General features: G+C 47.7%; 15 protein-coding genes. 7 read left to right on the top strand and 8 right to left on the bottom strand.

Going from position 1 to position 14,518, the window contains the following annotated elements; all coding sequences use genetic code 11:
* Nucleotides 1-430: 430 nt before the first annotated feature.
* From uxaC to DMN77_RS05500, 7 genes are all read right to left on the bottom strand, one after another.
* Nucleotides 431-1,819 (bottom strand): glucuronate isomerase, encoded by a 1,389-nt coding sequence (gene uxaC / locus DMN77_RS05530; protein WP_179013985.1) that lies wholly within the window; start codon nt 1,817-1,819, stop codon nt 431-433.
* A 34-nt stretch (nt 1,820-1,853) separates the two neighbouring features.
* Nucleotides 1,854-3,341 (bottom strand): UxaA family hydrolase, encoded by a 1,488-nt coding sequence (locus DMN77_RS05525; protein WP_179013897.1) that lies wholly within the window; start codon nt 3,339-3,341, stop codon nt 1,854-1,856.
* A 1-nt stretch (nt 3,342) separates the two neighbouring features.
* Nucleotides 3,343-4,761, bottom strand: a complete 1,419-nt coding sequence (locus DMN77_RS05520) for a tagaturonate reductase (protein ID WP_179013895.1) — start codon at nt 4,759-4,761, stop codon at nt 3,343-3,345.
* Between the two features lie 298 nt (nt 4,762-5,059).
* Nucleotides 5,060-6,067 carry a LacI family DNA-binding transcriptional regulator gene (locus tag DMN77_RS05515; RefSeq protein WP_179013894.1) on the bottom strand — a complete coding sequence of 336 codons (1,008 nt, stop codon included), beginning with the start codon at nt 6,065-6,067 and terminating at the stop codon, nt 5,060-5,062.
* A 307-nt stretch (nt 6,068-6,374) separates the two neighbouring features.
* Complete coding sequence (locus tag DMN77_RS05510) at nt 6,375-6,719, bottom strand: hypothetical protein (RefSeq protein WP_179013892.1); 345 nt, start codon at nt 6,717-6,719, stop codon at nt 6,375-6,377.
* 3 nt (nt 6,720-6,722) lie between these two features.
* Nucleotides 6,723-7,319 (bottom strand): ImmA/IrrE family metallo-endopeptidase, encoded by a 597-nt coding sequence (locus DMN77_RS05505; RefSeq protein WP_068782269.1) that lies wholly within the window; start codon nt 7,317-7,319, stop codon nt 6,723-6,725.
* Between the two features lie 125 nt (nt 7,320-7,444).
* Nucleotides 7,445-7,822 (bottom strand): helix-turn-helix domain-containing protein, encoded by a 378-nt coding sequence (locus DMN77_RS05500; RefSeq protein WP_179013891.1) that lies wholly within the window; start codon nt 7,820-7,822, stop codon nt 7,445-7,447.
* Nucleotides 7,823-8,118: 296 nt separating this feature from the next.
* Between DMN77_RS05500 and DMN77_RS05495 the strand changes: the two genes are divergently transcribed.
* Together DMN77_RS05495 and DMN77_RS05490 are read left to right on the top strand one after the other, a co-directional pair.
* Complete coding sequence (locus DMN77_RS05495; protein WP_068782267.1) at nt 8,119-8,622, top strand: ArpU family phage packaging/lysis transcriptional regulator; 504 nt, start codon at nt 8,119-8,121, stop codon at nt 8,620-8,622.
* Nucleotides 8,623-8,871: 249 nt separating this feature from the next.
* On the top strand, nt 8,872-10,581 hold the full coding sequence (locus tag DMN77_RS05490; RefSeq protein ID WP_179013889.1) for a DUF4127 family protein: 1,710 nt from the start codon (nt 8,872-8,874) through the stop codon (nt 10,579-10,581).
* Between the two features lie 110 nt (nt 10,582-10,691).
* Here the strand turns inward: DMN77_RS05490 and DMN77_RS05485 are convergent, their stop codons facing one another.
* Nucleotides 10,692-11,504 carry a copper amine oxidase N-terminal domain-containing protein gene (locus tag DMN77_RS05485; RefSeq protein ID WP_068782265.1) on the bottom strand — a complete coding sequence of 271 codons (813 nt, stop codon included), beginning with the start codon at nt 11,502-11,504 and terminating at the stop codon, nt 10,692-10,694.
* 363 nt (nt 11,505-11,867) lie between these two features.
* Between DMN77_RS05485 and DMN77_RS05480 the strand changes: the two genes are divergently transcribed.
* Genes DMN77_RS05480 through DMN77_RS05460 form a run of 5 tightly spaced genes read left to right on the top strand, consistent with a single transcriptional unit; the run spans nt 11,868 to nt 14,518 of the window.
* Entirely contained in the window at nt 11,868-12,044 is a 177-nt protein-coding gene (locus tag DMN77_RS05480; RefSeq protein WP_179013888.1) for a hypothetical protein, read from the top strand.
* Entirely contained in the window at nt 12,041-12,499 is a 459-nt protein-coding gene (locus tag DMN77_RS05475; RefSeq protein ID WP_179013886.1) for a phage tail terminator family protein, read from the top strand. Before DMN77_RS05480 ends, DMN77_RS05475 begins: the two co-directional genes overlap by 4 nt.
* Entirely contained in the window at nt 12,477-12,707 is a 231-nt protein-coding gene (locus DMN77_RS05470; RefSeq protein ID WP_068782263.1) for a hypothetical protein, read from the top strand. Before DMN77_RS05475 ends, DMN77_RS05470 begins: the two co-directional genes overlap by 23 nt.
* Before the next feature lies 1 nt (nt 12,708).
* The gene (locus tag DMN77_RS05465; RefSeq protein ID WP_179013885.1) at nt 12,709-14,037 is read left to right on the top strand and encodes a phage tail sheath family protein; all 1,329 of its coding nucleotides are present in this window, start codon (nt 12,709-12,711) and stop codon (nt 14,035-14,037) included.
* A 13-nt stretch (nt 14,038-14,050) separates the two neighbouring features.
* Nucleotides 14,051-14,518 (top strand): phage tail tube protein, encoded by a 468-nt coding sequence (locus DMN77_RS05460; protein ID WP_179013883.1) that lies wholly within the window; start codon nt 14,051-14,053, stop codon nt 14,516-14,518.

The raw sequence follows: 14,518 nt of genomic DNA, 5'->3' as shown, positions 1-14,518 counted from the left end.
ATATGAATATAACACACCGTATTTACTAAATCAAGTACCTAACAAAATGTTAGTAAAGAATTTTTTGAAATAGTTTAAAGCCGCAGATTTTTTGTACACACCTGATTAAAAAGCCCACGAATTCAATAAGGATGAACTCATGGGCTTGATGGTATTCGTTATAAAAAGTGTTTCAAAAGGCCTGGTTTTGACAGCACCGCAGTGGATGGTTCCCATTTGCATTATAAGCCTTTGCTTGGGCCGGGACGAATTCAAGATTCAATGTCAAGATCGATTCTTGAATCGCTTCGTGCTAGATATTGAATTTATAGGTTGCCAGTGAACTGATGAAATTGTATATTGCAACAAAAGCTCCTTTGCGTCGCAATAGCTCATCTTAGAGTGGCCTCGTCAGAGGTCTTCTTATCAAAAATAAATTGTTAGCTTCCTCTCAGAAGCCGAAATATCCGGCGGCATTATTGAAGGAGATATCTTCAACCATCTGTCCCAGCAATACGGGGTCTTCAGGCGCTTCGCCGCGCTCTGCCCACTCGCCGATCAGCTCGCACAATACGCGGCGGAAATATTCGTGGCGCGTATAAGACAGGAAGCTGCGCGAGTCGGTTAGCATGCCTACAAAGTTTGCGAGCAGGCTGTGCTCTGCAAACAAAGACAATTGCTGGCGCATCCCGCCGCGGGTATCGTTGAACCACCAGCCGGAACCGAGCTGCAGCTTGCCTGGAGTTTCCCGCTGGAAGCAGCCCATCAGTGTCAACAGCACAGGGTAATCCTTTGGATTGAGGGAATATAAAATGGTCTTCGGCAAGCCCGCTTCACTTTCAGCGCGGTCCAGCAGCTTTGCCAGAGCTTCGGTAATCGGCAGATCATTTAAGGCATCATATCCCGTATCGGGTCCCAATAACTTCAACATCGAAGTATTATTGTTGCGGTACGCATGCATATGAAACTGCATGATCCAGTTTTTCTCGCGATAGAAGGCAATTAACTGAGCCAGCAGCTCTGTACGGTAAATCGTAATTTCATCCGCTGAGAGCTCCTCGCCGGCTATTCTTTTATGAAAGATCATTTCTAAGGTTTCGGCATCTCCGGCCTTATATTGCAATACGTCAAGCGCATGATCGGACAGGCGGCAGCCGTTGTCATGGAAGAATTCCACCCGATTCTTGAGTGCATGAATCAATTCAGCATAGGAGGAAATCGACTGCCCGCTGGCGCTCTCCAGGCGGCCAATCCATTCCTGGAAGCCCGGGGCATCGATGTTCAGCGCTTTATCGGGACGGAAGGTAGGCAACACCTTGAAATCCTGCTCCTCTTCGGCCAAACGTTGATGATAGCTCAGAGAATCCACCGGGTCATCCGTCGTGCATATCATTTTCACATTAGCATTCTTAATGATATTGCGACGCTTGAAGGATTCTGTGGCCAGCTTGCGGTTCACTTCTTCCCAGATTCGTGGTGCGGACTCTTCATTCAGCAACTCATCGATCCCAAAGAAGCGGCGAAGTTCAAGATGTGTCCAGGTGTAGAGCGGATTGCCGATCGTCTTTGGCACCGTTCTGGCCCAAGCCAGGAATTTGTCATAATCGGAAGCATCGCCTGTAATATGAGTCTCCGGCACTCCATTAGCACGCATTAATCTCCATTTATAGTGATCTCCGGACAACCAGGCTTCAGTCAGGTTTAGAAATGGTTTGTTCTCATAAATTTCCTGCGGGTCAAGATGGCAGTGATAATCGATAATGGGCATCTTGCTGGCATGGTTATGGAACAGCGTTTTCGCAATAGGGGTGGTTAATAGAAAATCGTCATTTAAGAACATCATACCGGCTCCTTTTTATCCTATAAGTTTGGTTTTATAAGGTTACACCTGTTTTGAAAATGGCCAGTTCCCGCACTTCATTTTGTTCGTTGCGTGTTTTTTGGCCGCTGGCTACGGCAATAATGTAGTGAATAAAGTCCTCCAGCACATCCTCCATCCGCGTCTCCAATAGCGGACCGGCATTGAAGTCCATCCAATGTCCTTTTTTGGCGTACAGTTCATTATTCGTGGCAATCTTCACGGTCGGCACGAAGCTGCCGAACGGTGTACCACGTCCGGTTGTGAACAATACAAGCTGGCAATCCGCCGCGGCAAGGGCAGAGGAAGCGATGAGATCGTTGCCTGGTGCTTGCAGCAGGCTAAGGCCTTTCTTGCGCAGTTTCTCGCCGTATTGCAGCACGTCGACTACAGGAGAAGTTCCGGCTTTTTGCGTACAGCCCAATGATTTGTCCTCCAGAGTACTAATGCCTCCAGCTTTGTTGCCTGGTGAAGGATTCTCATATACCGGCTCTCCGTAGGAGAGGAAGTACTGCTTGAAATTGTTGATAAGCGAGACGATCTGCTCAAATACTTCACGGTTCTCGGCCCGTGCCATTAACATCTTCTCGGCGCCGAACATTTCAGGCACCTCAGTCAGCACCGTCGTTCCTCCCTGGGAGATAAGAAAATCGGAGAAGGCGCCTAGCAAAGGATTGGCAGTAATGCCTGAGAATCCATCCGACCCGCCACATTTGAGACCAACGTTCAGCTCGCTGATCGGAACAGGCTGTCGATGATCGCCTTTGGCAGCTTCATATAATTTCTCTAATAGGGCCAGACCTGCGGAGACCTCATCTCCGACTTCCTGAGCGACAAGGAATTTGACGCGTGCTTCATCATAATCGCCTAAGAGGCTGCGAAATTCAGAGACGATATTATTCTCACAGCCAAGCCCGAAGACGAGTACACCACCTGCGTTAGGATGCTTGACTGCATCCATCAGAATGCTGCGGGTCATGCGATGATCGTCCCCTAGCTGCGAGCAGCCGTAAGGATGCTTGAGCACTGTAATATTATCGAAGCTGCCTAGGTCCGGATGAAGCTGCTTGAATTCACTTATCATTTGCTCGGCAATGCCGTTAACACAGCCTACAGTGGGTACAATGTAGAGATCATTGCGAATGCCGACCTTGCCGTTCTTGCGCACGTAGCCTTCGAAGCTCAAGTTCCGCTTTGGGTAGATAACCGGATGAAGATCCGGTTGATACTCATACGTCTCTTCACCGGAGAGTCCGGTCTGAAGGTTATGCGTATGCACCCATTCCCCTGTAGAAATGGTATCCATAGCCCGGCCAATCGGATAACCGTACTTGGTGATCGTATCCCCTGGATTAAATCCGATGAGAGCCAATTTATGGCCCTGGGGAATATCTTGCTTCGCTTGAAATACCTGTCCCTCAAGCACTAATTCATCGCCGGCTTGAATCGGCCGTAGAGCTACGGCGACTGTATCCCGCGGATTCATCTTCATGAGTGGCTGCATATTACTTCACTCCGATCCTATGTTCTAGGGCAACGCGGCTTCCCATTGCTTCGAGCTGTCGCAGGCTCTCTTCCAGGCTCTCTTCCAGCCTTGGAAGCTGAGTCAGATCCTCGCCCCATAAGTTGTTGCTGCTCAGAATGGACTGGACTACGGTGTCCCGATCCCTCCACGCTTCATCAACAATCGCCAGCACCTCAGGGCTGTCCTGCCGCAACAGGCGATCTCCTCGGTAGCTCAGTAGCAGGGCGGCAAAAGAGAGCATGATAAGCTCAGGCCATTGTCCCTTTTCCTGGTAGTATTTCTGCATAACAGGCAACAGGCGAGTCTTAAACTTAGAGAAGCTATTCAAGAAAATCGATGTTAATTCATGGCGGATGAACGGATTCCTGAATCTCTCTTGCACGGCAGAGGCGTAAGAACGCAATTCTTCACTGGTGAGGTCAAGCATCGGGATCAGCTCGTTCTCGATTAACAAATTCACAAATCGGGAGAAGCTCGGATCGGTCATAACCTCCTCAACCGTCTCGAGTCCGGCTAGCAAACCAAGCGGAACCATGGCCGTATGCGGACCATTCAAGAGATGAACCTTGCGTTCACGGTAAGGTGTCATGTCTTGGGTGACCCTGACATTAAGTCCGGCTTTGGCCAGAGGAAGCCTCTCCTTCAACCATTCCGGACCTTCAATGATCCAGAGCAGGAAAGGTTCGGCCATGACCATATACTTGTCTTCATACCCAAGCTCCTGTTCAAGCTCGGCAGCCTTGTCATGCGGGTAACCAGGGACGATCCGATCCACCAGACTACAGCAAAAGAGGTTATCCTCATCCAGCCAATTCAGGAACGCTTCTCCCAAATTCCATTCTTGGCCGTAGCGGCACACGATTTCTTTCAATTTCTCGCCATTGCGGTCGATCAATTCACAGGGAATGATAGTGAAGCCCTTCTTGCCCAGTTCAAAGCGTCTATATAGAAGCGCGGTCAGTTTGCCAGGAAAGCTCTTTTGCGGGCCATTGTCGAGCCGATCCTCAGGATCATAGGCGATCCCGGCTTCCGTCGTATTCGAGGTGATGAACTCCAGCTCATCATTTTCAGCTAATTGAAGAAAATCATCGTATTGTGTGTAAGGATTGATCAATCGGCTGACGCTCGTTATAATCTCTCGGTCGTTTACCAGCTGCTGCTGCATAATTCCGTTTATTAACACGGTATAGAGGTAATCCTGATTATCCAGTCGCGGACCGAGGCCCCGGTTGCGAGGTTTAATTAATACTGCGCTGCCGTTAAATAGTCCTTGCTTGTTCATTTGCTGCAATTGCCATTCGACGAACGCCCGCATGAAGTTCCCTTCACCGAACTGGATCATCCGCTCCGGATAGGAGGGGAGGTCCGGATAGTTAGCACGAGATAATGTTTTTACCATCAGATTTCAATCTCCTTTAAGCTATGACTATAATAATGCACACGTTAACAAGTTGGCGTATAAAAAGATATCAGTTTGACAGCCTGTCAGACGAATTGAAATCTAAAACTTTTCAGCTATAAAAGCTAAAATAATGCTTTTGAGAGACGCTCTATGAAAATAAATGTTCACGTGTTCATTTTATGTTCACTTCGTATTTTAGTCAATAACATAAATAAAGACGGCACAAGCACGGCGCTTTAGAAAAAAGCCTGTGATGAGCGGATTCAGTTGTCATCCCAGGCTTTTCTGATGAGGCTTATATTTCTTGGAGGCTTGCGACCGTCTGACGGATTATCAATTGCGTCTTGACGAATAACTGTTCAGTTGACGTCTCCTTAGGGGCGTTCATCAGTTCAATTAATTTCTGCGTTCCTAATTTGCTAATATCCGCGATCGGTCTATGAATTGTCGTTAGGGCAGGGTTGGTGTACTTGGCAAAGACAATATCGTCAAAACCGATCAGCGACATTTGCTCCGGAATCGCCACACCTCTGGCATAGCAGGCATTCATGGCGCCAATTGCCATATTATCGTTGGAGCAGAGCACCATGGACGGAGGCTCCGGTAAAGACAAGAGGATGTTCATCGCACTGAAGCCGCTCTCCACTGTGTAATCACCAGCTGTAAAATATTCGCTTTTGACGGGAATTTGCTTCGCAAGCATGCTATCAATGAAGCCTTGCTTACGCTCGGAGGCTGACTTGAAGTCAGGCCTGCCCTCAATCATGGCAAGTCTGCGATGACCTTGCGAGATCGCGTACTCCATCGCTTCCTTGACACCGATTCGGTCGCTGGCCACTACATTCATGATGCTTGAATCCTCAAGCTGGCGATTGAGAACCACCAACGGGATGTTGGCCTTTTTGACATGATAAATAAAGGTATTGTCCGCATCGCTCTGGCTAATGACGAGAATGCCATCGAAGCGCTGGGGAGAGATGCTGTCCAGATGCTGGATGCTATCGATACCGCTAACCGACAGGTTGTAGTTCTCATCAAGCACATGCTTGATGCCCTTGATCACGTCAACGAGGAAGCTCTCCGATGTGCCATGGTCGATGGAGGAGAAGAACAGACCGATCGTGTAGGATTTTCTTGTGACCAGGCTCTTGGCGCTGAAGTTGGGAATATAGTTAAGCTCGGCAGCGATTTTTTCAATTTTGTCGCGAGTTTCCTTCTTAATTAACGGATTGCCATTCAGCGCCCTGGATACAGTTGTGTGGGAGACACCGGCAACCCGGGCAATATCTTTTATCGTAATCATATGTACCTCTTAATTTATTATATAGTAGTGTGTTCAAAAAGGCCGCTTTTCAGCACCGAGAAGGTTGGATGAAGCTAGGGTATGAGGAGCGGGGCTGCACGTTTTCGTAGAAAACGGCCTCGTAAGCATCTTGCTTGTAGTTTGTACGTGAGCACCTAAGATGTTTCCGCAGGAAACATAACTTCGTAAGCCTTCGCTTAGACCCAGGTGAGTTCAAGATTCGGTGCCGAATAAACTCCCGGTGTTGCTTCGTAATCAAAAGCGGACATGTTAACGTGTTCATTTTATGTCTATGCAAGGCAGCAAGTCAAATCGATAAATTGGCCTGCTCCCAGCGGTAGCCTAACACTTCTTCGACATCGGCAATTTGCAAAATAAGCAGAGAGATGTCGGCTTCCGGGTAACGTGAGGTTATCTGGGGAAGCCGTATGCCTATTTGCTCCGGTTCTTCGTGACTGATAACAAGATCCTCAAGCAGGACGGAAGCGCCGATCAGGTCGCCGAATTGTTCCGCTTCGAACGGTTCAAAAGGACCGGATAAGGGGAGATAGAGAACCTCGCCCCAGTCCAATTCGCCCGGATCAGGCTGAATAATAAGCTGAAGTGGATGTATCCCTTCCGAGATGAAATCACAATATACGGCTAATCGCATAGATCAGTTGCCTCCTCTGCCTCCGGAAATCTGCCGTTCCAGTTGGTTAAGAATCCGCATAGTCTCAGGAGACCAGGAGTCAGCGGCCTGCTTCCGATCCGCTTCACGGGCTGCTGCGATCAATGTGCCCTGAAGCACTCTGCGCTGGACTTGATCAAGTCTACGCTCCGCTAGTTCCAGGGTAACCTGGAATTGCTCGGCAATGAACGGAATCGCCTCACAATGCTGATCGGGAATATTTTGTCTGGCCATCATGTAAAATGGCATCGCAGCGTAGAGAACGAACTGCTCGGCCTCCGTTTCCTGGGCATTCTTGAAGAGCAGAGGCATTCGTCGCTGATCACCGGCATGACGCATAACATGGCAGAGTTCATGGAAGAAGATCAGCCGGGCGCTCACTTCCTGCGTCTGTTTATTCAGAAATATAACTTTATCTTCATTATCGGAGAAGGACGGACAGGCCTCATAGATTAGCTCAACGCCAAAGGCTTCGGCAATATGATCGATATCCAGCTGCTCGGGAACCATGATTCCGTGGCTCATATATTCTGTGCTGATCCATTGTTCCAAAGGAGTTTCCTGGTAATAGGAGAATAACATAAATCCACCTCAAATAAGAATGTATGTTCGCAATATATTGGAAAATAATAGCCCTTCGCAGAAAGGGCCTGGTCAAAAGCCAAACTTGATTATTATTAGATTCGTCGTTATAGGCGGAGAATCCTCTATTGATCGGAATTGTTTTTATCTTTGTCTTCGCTGTCTTTATGCAGCAATTTCTTCTTCTGCTCGCGATAAGCCTTAAGCGCGGCTTCCATCATCGCGATTTCGTCAGCGGTGTAGGCTTCAGGACCACCATAAAAAGACATGTTCGTCACCGCTACCTTCATAGGAGCAGGATCCTGAGTTCTGCCCAGCAAGTAATCCCCGCTTGTATCCAGCGCATCGATGATGCGGCGCAAGGATTCCGGGTCGGGCTTGCGGTCATTCGTCTCATATCGAGACAATTGGACGATCGTAAGCTCCGCTTGAGCGGCTAAATCTTTTTGCGTCAGTTGCTTCAATTCTCTGAGGTACTTGATACGATCACCAAGGGTTTGCATAATGACTCCTCTTTCATCGTTTAGACTATTATAGCATATAGTTACCGTAATGGTAAGATATTATTTTGTATTTAATTGGGAGTTACAGAGATTGACATTACCATAATGGTAATATATAATCGATTTACAGTTACCGTTTCGGTAAAGAATAGAGTTTAGGGGGTAGAGAGACAAAATCACTCGGAGTAATGAAATGAAGACTAAAAGATTCTATATTATAGGTTACCAAAATGGTATTTATAATTCAACTGTCTTATGATCATATATTTTATTGGTGAATCTGGGGAGGGATTGTTATGGCAAGACGCAACACTAACATTTACTTGACTGTATTTGAGAATCTGCCGATCAATCAGACTGCAACAAGAGTGGCCGTGGAGCAGCGGCTTGAAGAGATCCGTCATTACAGGCAGATTGGCTTTATCCGCCGCGAGGCAGGGATCACGGCCAGTTATGAGCCAAGATATCACGGAAATACGAATCTTGTCAGCAAGCCTTCTGAACATCTGGCTATATCAAATGTGGATCGCGAAGCAGAATTGATCCGCAAATCCGAATTGTTGGACAAGGCGATGTGCAGTCTATCCGCGGTACAGCGAGAGGTTATTGAACGAAGCTATCTGAGCCGGGAGGGCGAATATGATTTCATCAGCTGCGGCGAGATGGGCATTAGCGACAGAACCTATAGACGTATCAAGGCAAGTGCGCTGCGAATTCTTGCCGTGGCCATGAAGCTGGAAGTTTTCGAAGATGAGGAGTCTGAGGGCGTGAGGGAATACGCGAAATGCAGTAATACTTAGAGCTTGGTATATTAGTCGGCAGCGTGCCGGCTTTTTTCTTTTCTCAAAAAACGAACATATGTCCGCTTTATGTCCTTTGGATGTCCGATCATTTCTTTTTTGACATGTTAAATTGGTATTGTGGCATAAGGTGAGAATGACAAGAAATTCTGCATCGCCGATCCCACCACCAAAGTCGCTGAATAACATTTCGGCGGCTTTTCTTATTTTATGCCACATATATTTAAACCAATGTAGAGGTGATTATTTATGAAAAAAGTATTGTATGTACCACTCGATGATCGTCCTGTAAATCTGGACGACGTGATCACGTTGGGGCACGCTGCCGGATTACAGCTTATTACGCCCGATCCTGCAGACATTCGGAACCGTATCGATGCGGATGCGGAAGCTTCAGGAGATCAGTTGATTAGAACCTGCTCGCCAACGTTCGGAAATACGGCGAACATTCGCCAATTTATCGTTGATCATGCGGCAAAGGTAGAGGGCTTCATTATTTCGATTGATATGCTCGCTTTCGGCGGGCTGATCGGCAGCAGACGACTGCGGGAGAACGGGGGCGGGGACTATCCAAACTATGATTCTTCCACGGCCCATCTGCTCGATGTGATCTGCCAGATCAAAAAACGTTATCCTCATAAACCTGTGTATGTGCTGGACACGATTATGCGGCTGGCGACGACGACTTTTACAGAAAGCCTTACCTACGATGCCTACGTGGAATCGCGTAATTTTATGGGCCAGCCTCGGCAATCTTATACGGCCTTCAGCGATATTCTGAACGGATACAACACTTCAGATACGGATACCCAATACGGCGACACTACAGAGTTTGATAAAGAGCAATATTATAACACCCGTCAGCATAAGTTCAAGACGAATTACTATGTGCTGGATCGCTTGGCCCGCCGCGGTTATATTGACTTCCTGGCCATCGGAGTCGATGATGCGAAGACAGAAGGGGTGCAGATCAACGAGATCCGTTTCGTGGAGAACTTTATTAATCGCTCGCTAGGAGGCTGCGGTGGACAAAATGCGAATTTGGCAATTATTTTGCCTGATGCCGATGGTCTGGGTCATTCCTTAGTAGCGCGTATGGCGAACCATTTAAATAGAGGGCGAAAGAGCAGAACCAAATTTGCGCTGCAATATTATGGCCCGCATGGTTCCACAATTATCAACCCGTATGAATATATGAGCGTCCATGAGAATATTCTTCGTCATATCGATATTGTTGGAGGGCAATATGTCACCGGTTCGCCGGATATTGAGATTATCGCTATAACGGATGCTGCCCAGGTATCCAGTGCTATGACGCGAATAGAGGCAAATGGGGCGGAGAACAGGGCAACGGTTGTGATTGATTTTGTGGGTCAGGGGGCAGCCAATGCTGTGGTAACAGATGCATTGCTGGAAAACCCATATACCGGACGACTTCTCGGTTACAGCGCTTGGAATACAGCCGGCAATAAAATCGGGCTCTCTTTAGGGATGGGTCAGGCCCGCTACCGCTTCCTGGTCTCGGAGAAGAAGGAGGCAGCGCTCGAAGCAGCCATTAACGCGCATGGATCTCTATTATTCAAGCGATTCCTGAAGGATTACTACTATAAAGCAGTAGCGATTGGTGAAATCCGGACGTACTCCAGAAGCCATGGCAAATACAGCAATTTTCCGCAAACGATGGCGGATCAGAATATGCTTGTCTTCAACTCGGCGGAGGATTATGAGCATATGCTTACCTTGCTGCGAGATCGAATGCAAATTCTGGTATCGACTCTGGGAGATAAGCCGGCCTTCTCGATCGGCAGCACCGATCGTGCGCATAATGTGAAGCAAATCTGCGGGGCTTCCTGGAGGCTTGCCGGTTACAACCGTGTTCATTTACCTTATGAAAATCCTGATTTTCTATGGGGTCGTGCCTTTGAGATCACGTTGGCCCCTGCTGTGAAGTTGAAATAGCCGGCTTTGTTTCTTAGCCTTTATTAGTTCAGCAATTAAAAGGTGTCAAGCAAAAGGACCTCATCTACCGCAATCTGCGGTGTGAGGTCCTTATATTAATTCGGTGGGCGTTAAGCCCCTGTAATAGGAATTTCGTTCTTCTTGAAACTAATGCTATCTACTTTCCATATCCCTTCAATATAGACGAATTGTGCCTGCCTGGTCATCGTCACCAAATCCCCGTTTGCATTCTTTCCAATATCAATAGATTGAGAGAATTTCCCTGTTGTAGGGCTTGTATAAGAAGCTGGAGAAGTAAGATCTTTGAACTCGTATTTACTGTTGAGTCCCTTATCCCGAATGATTGAATTAATGAACCGATCTGTAAAGTAGGGTGCAAAGTAAGAACGGACCTGCTGGATGGCGGAGATATCATTGGCTTCGTTCAACATATCGGATAGCTGCCGTAAACGTTCCATCGTTATCTTCATGGATGCCGGTGGCTGCCCGGGATTCATATTCACTACGATTTGCAGATCATTTAATGTAATTGTAGCTTGTCTGATCCGTTGATCCCACGCGACGTCCGCACCTAATGTCTGACTGACAAAACGAAGGGGAACATAGGTAGTTCCTCCATTCATAATCTGCGCTGGAACATCCAGCGTCACCTCGGATTGATTGACCTGAACCTTTTTGGAACCCAGAACCAGCTTTATGGTTGTGTCATCTTTGACAATAGTAATAAGCTGACTACGCTTATCCCATTCAACTTGGGCGCCCAAGTGCTGAGAAACATCCCGAAGAGGAATAAGTACCCGATTGTTCTGCAGTTTCCCATTATCCAGTTCCACAGCGGCAGGACTCGCAAAGCTGGAGGCGGATAATACGGGAATAGCCAGTATGACAGAGGCTAGTAAGGATAGTGTCCATTTTTTAAGCATGCGAACCTCCGAATCTTTAAAATTAAAGTAGCCGTTAATATATTAAACGTAAAATAGGTAGAAATGGTTGCAGATAATTTGGATTTTAGTAGGAAAGTAAGAAATTCAAGCCGTAAAAAACGTGATCTCAAAGAGACCGTATGGAATAGCCTGGGATATTCCTATTTTTTTGGTATAAGAGATGATCAAATACGAACATATGTCCGCTTGTTGTCCTCTGCATGTCCGTCCATTTCCTAAATGGCGTGTTAAATTTGTATTGTGAGAATCAGGCGAACGGGCCAAAGAGGTCCTTAATCGCCGGATAGAACAGGAAAGTCGCTGAAGTTGATTCAGCGGCTTTTCTTTTTGGGAGGGAAGCCAATGCCAACGTGCAATAACAACAAGAATCCGCCTGCCGCGCCATTTACGGAAATCGAATGGAAGCAGCCCAAGCTGTGCATCAGCTGTATATGGGGGCGGCTCGAAGGGACAAAACAATTTTGCAGCCTGCCGCGGTGCGTGGTGGAGAATCAAGGGAAGAAGGGAGCAAAGGCATGATTGAGGTGAGCTTCAGGACGCTGCTAGATGGGGTCATGCGATCACTCGCCGAGCGTTTTCCGGAAATCCCGGTACAGCGTGAGCAGTCTGAGCAGAAGGCCGAGGGGCCTTATTTTTATGTGGAAATGCTGAAGGCTTTACAGGAGCGGGAGCTGAATCGTCGTTATCACCGGGCGTGTTCCTTTCAAGTGCAGTTTGTAAGTGGACTGACAACTCAAGGTCCGAATATGTCGGTGCATGATATGGCTGAGCATCTATATGAATTATTTCGCGAGCTCGATATTGACGGTGCCAGATATATGGGGACACAAATGAAGCATGAAGTTCGGGATGAGGTACTGTTTTTCGACTTTAGCTTTCAGTTCCTGGTTTGGCTCCCGGCTGGGGCAGAGCCCAAAATGCAAACGCTCAAAGAGGAGGAATCTCTGAAAAATGACAGCAAAAAAGGCAGTTAAGCAAATGGAGGAGCGGGAGACGGTCGTGTTCCAGCCGGAAGAGACGCATAAGGGAACAACGTTCTCCAAAGCGCAATTTCTGGCTTCGCAGGCCTATTCCGGAGTGCAGAAGGATATTTTGTCGGTCGTTCTGAAGGATGGACAGCGGTATACAAAGGCAGAAGCTGAAGTGGAAATAAATCAATTTAAATATAAAGGAGTGAAATAAAATGGCGGGTGGAACATTTACAGTTCAGAACAAGGTAAGACCTGGCGTTTACATTAATTTCAAATCGGAGGCAAAAGCACTTGGCACGCTTGGAGAGCGAGGAATCGCGGCATTCCCGGCACCGCTTCCTTGGGGCAAGAGGGGGATTACGGTGCTGAATAGCGAGACCTTCCTGGAGCAATGCTTGCCATCGCTGGGCTTCCAGCCAACGGATGCGCGAATTCGTCACATTACGGCGGCAATGGCTCATGCCAGTAAAGTCCTGATTTACCGGCTAGGTGCTGAGGGCGCTGTGAAGGCAACAGCCAAGCTTGGAGCGCTGACAGCTACGGCAAAATACGGCGGTACAAGAGGCAATGATCTGCAGATCGTTATTCAGTCCAGTCTGGACTATGAAGGTTTCTTTGAGGTGAAGACGCTGTTGGACGGTGAGAAAGCAGATGTGCAAACCGTCGAGACGGCGGAGAAGCTGCTGGCGAATGAGTTCGTTGAATTCTCGGGAAGCGGCGCATTGACAGAGACTGCGGGAACCGCCCTGGAAGGCGGAGCGAATGGCAGTGGAGGCGCGGGGGAATATTCCGACGCATTGGCGGCTTTTGAAGCAGAGGACTTCAACGTCCTTGGCCTTCCTGTAGACGATAGTGATGTGAAGCAGCTGGCAGTTGCCTATACCAAACGGCTGCGCGAACAGGAAGGCAAGAAGTTCCAAACCGTGGTATATGACTATCCTGCGGCTAACTACGAAGGCGTCATTAGTCTGAAGAACGGTATCGTTACAGGGGATGGCCTGACAGTAGAGCCTATCTATTTGCTATGGGAGATCGCAGCGATGGAAGCGGCGGCGAATGTGAATGAGTCGCTCACTTATACAGAAATTCCGAATGCGGTTGATGTAGCGCCAAAATATACGAATTCGGAGATTGTACAAGCGCTGAATCAAGGTGAAATGGTGCTCAGCGTTGTTAATGGGCGTGTAGTCATCGAGCAGGACATTAATACGTTGACTTCTTTTACAGCCGATAAGGATAAAAAATTTAGCAAAAACCGGGTGCTGCGTGTACTCGATACTATGGCGAAGGACATCCAGTCTATTTTCAGCCAAAATTATATCGGCAAGACCGACAACAATGCGGACGGACGCAATTTGCTGAAGGGTGAAGTGATCACCTATCTGGGCCAATTGCAAGGAATCGGCGCAATCCAGAATTTCGATTCACAGAGCGATATCGAGGTTTTGCCGGGGCAGGATGTCGACGCGGTCTGGATTCAGCTCGCGGTTCAGCCGGTAGATAGTGCCGAGAAAATTTATATGAATATTTCAGTTCAATAAGGAGGGACAAACCATGGCATTTTTTAATAAACAGGATGCAGTAAGCGGGAAGCAAGGGAAGGCGTTCGTCATTATCGAGGGGCGGAATGAAGAGCTGTTTTATGCAAAGACGATTGAAGCGACCATCGAGAAGAATAAGGTAGACGTACCTGTTCTCGGCAAGACCAATACCCCACAGCGTTCTGCGGGGTGGAAGGGCAGTGGTACATTAACGATTTATTATGTGTCTTCCGTCTTCCGCCAATTGATGCGCGATTATATCCGTACGGGCAAGGACTTCTGGTTTGATCTGCAGATTGTAAATGAGCAACCGGGCAGCTCGGCCGGCAAGCAGACCGTTATTTTGAAAAATTGCAATCTCGACAGCATCATTGCGGCCAAGCTGGATGCGACCAGCGACGATATGCTGGATGAAGAACTGCCATTCACATTCGAGGACTACGACATTCTTGATTCGTTTAATACGATTCAAGGAATTTAA

Origin of the sequence: Paenibacillus sp. 79R4, from assembly GCF_013393165.1 — a bacterium.
Lineage (GTDB): Bacteria > Bacillota > Bacilli > Paenibacillales > Paenibacillaceae > Fontibacillus.
Note: the sequence above shows the minus strand (reverse complement) of the source record. Positions and strands in the feature narration are given on the sequence as shown.

Excerpts from the sequence above, each read along its gene's own strand:
- uxaC (WP_179013985.1), bottom strand. The coding sequence starts at position 1,819 with ATGTTCTTAAATGACGATTTTCTATTAACCACCCCTATTGCGAAAACG.
- DMN77_RS05525 (WP_179013897.1), bottom strand. The coding sequence starts at position 3,341 with ATGCAGCCACTCATGAAGATGAATCCGCGGGATACAGTCGCCGTAGCT.
- DMN77_RS05520 (WP_179013895.1), bottom strand. The coding sequence starts at position 4,761 with ATGGTAAAAACATTATCTCGTGCTAACTATCCGGACCTCCCCTCCTAT.
- DMN77_RS05515 (WP_179013894.1), bottom strand. The coding sequence starts at position 6,067 with ATGATTACGATAAAAGATATTGCCCGGGTTGCCGGTGTCTCCCACACA.
- DMN77_RS05510 (WP_179013892.1), bottom strand. The coding sequence starts at position 6,719 with ATGCGATTAGCCGTATATTGTGATTTCATCTCGGAAGGGATACATCCA.
- DMN77_RS05505 (WP_068782269.1), bottom strand. The coding sequence starts at position 7,319 with ATGTTATTCTCCTATTACCAGGAAACTCCTTTGGAACAATGGATCAGC.
- DMN77_RS05500 (WP_179013891.1), bottom strand. The coding sequence starts at position 7,822 with ATGCAAACCCTTGGTGATCGTATCAAGTACCTCAGAGAATTGAAGCAA.
- DMN77_RS05495 (WP_068782267.1), top strand. The coding sequence starts at position 8,119 with ATGGCAAGACGCAACACTAACATTTACTTGACTGTATTTGAGAATCTG.
- DMN77_RS05490 (WP_179013889.1), top strand. The coding sequence starts at position 8,872 with ATGAAAAAAGTATTGTATGTACCACTCGATGATCGTCCTGTAAATCTG.
- DMN77_RS05485 (WP_068782265.1), bottom strand. The coding sequence starts at position 11,504 with ATGCTTAAAAAATGGACACTATCCTTACTAGCCTCTGTCATACTGGCT.
- DMN77_RS05480 (WP_179013888.1), top strand. The coding sequence starts at position 11,868 with ATGCCAACGTGCAATAACAACAAGAATCCGCCTGCCGCGCCATTTACG.
- DMN77_RS05475 (WP_179013886.1), top strand. The coding sequence starts at position 12,041 with ATGATTGAGGTGAGCTTCAGGACGCTGCTAGATGGGGTCATGCGATCA.
- DMN77_RS05470 (WP_068782263.1), top strand. The coding sequence starts at position 12,477 with ATGACAGCAAAAAAGGCAGTTAAGCAAATGGAGGAGCGGGAGACGGTC.
- DMN77_RS05465 (WP_179013885.1), top strand. The coding sequence starts at position 12,709 with ATGGCGGGTGGAACATTTACAGTTCAGAACAAGGTAAGACCTGGCGTT.
- DMN77_RS05460 (WP_179013883.1), top strand. The coding sequence starts at position 14,051 with ATGGCATTTTTTAATAAACAGGATGCAGTAAGCGGGAAGCAAGGGAAG.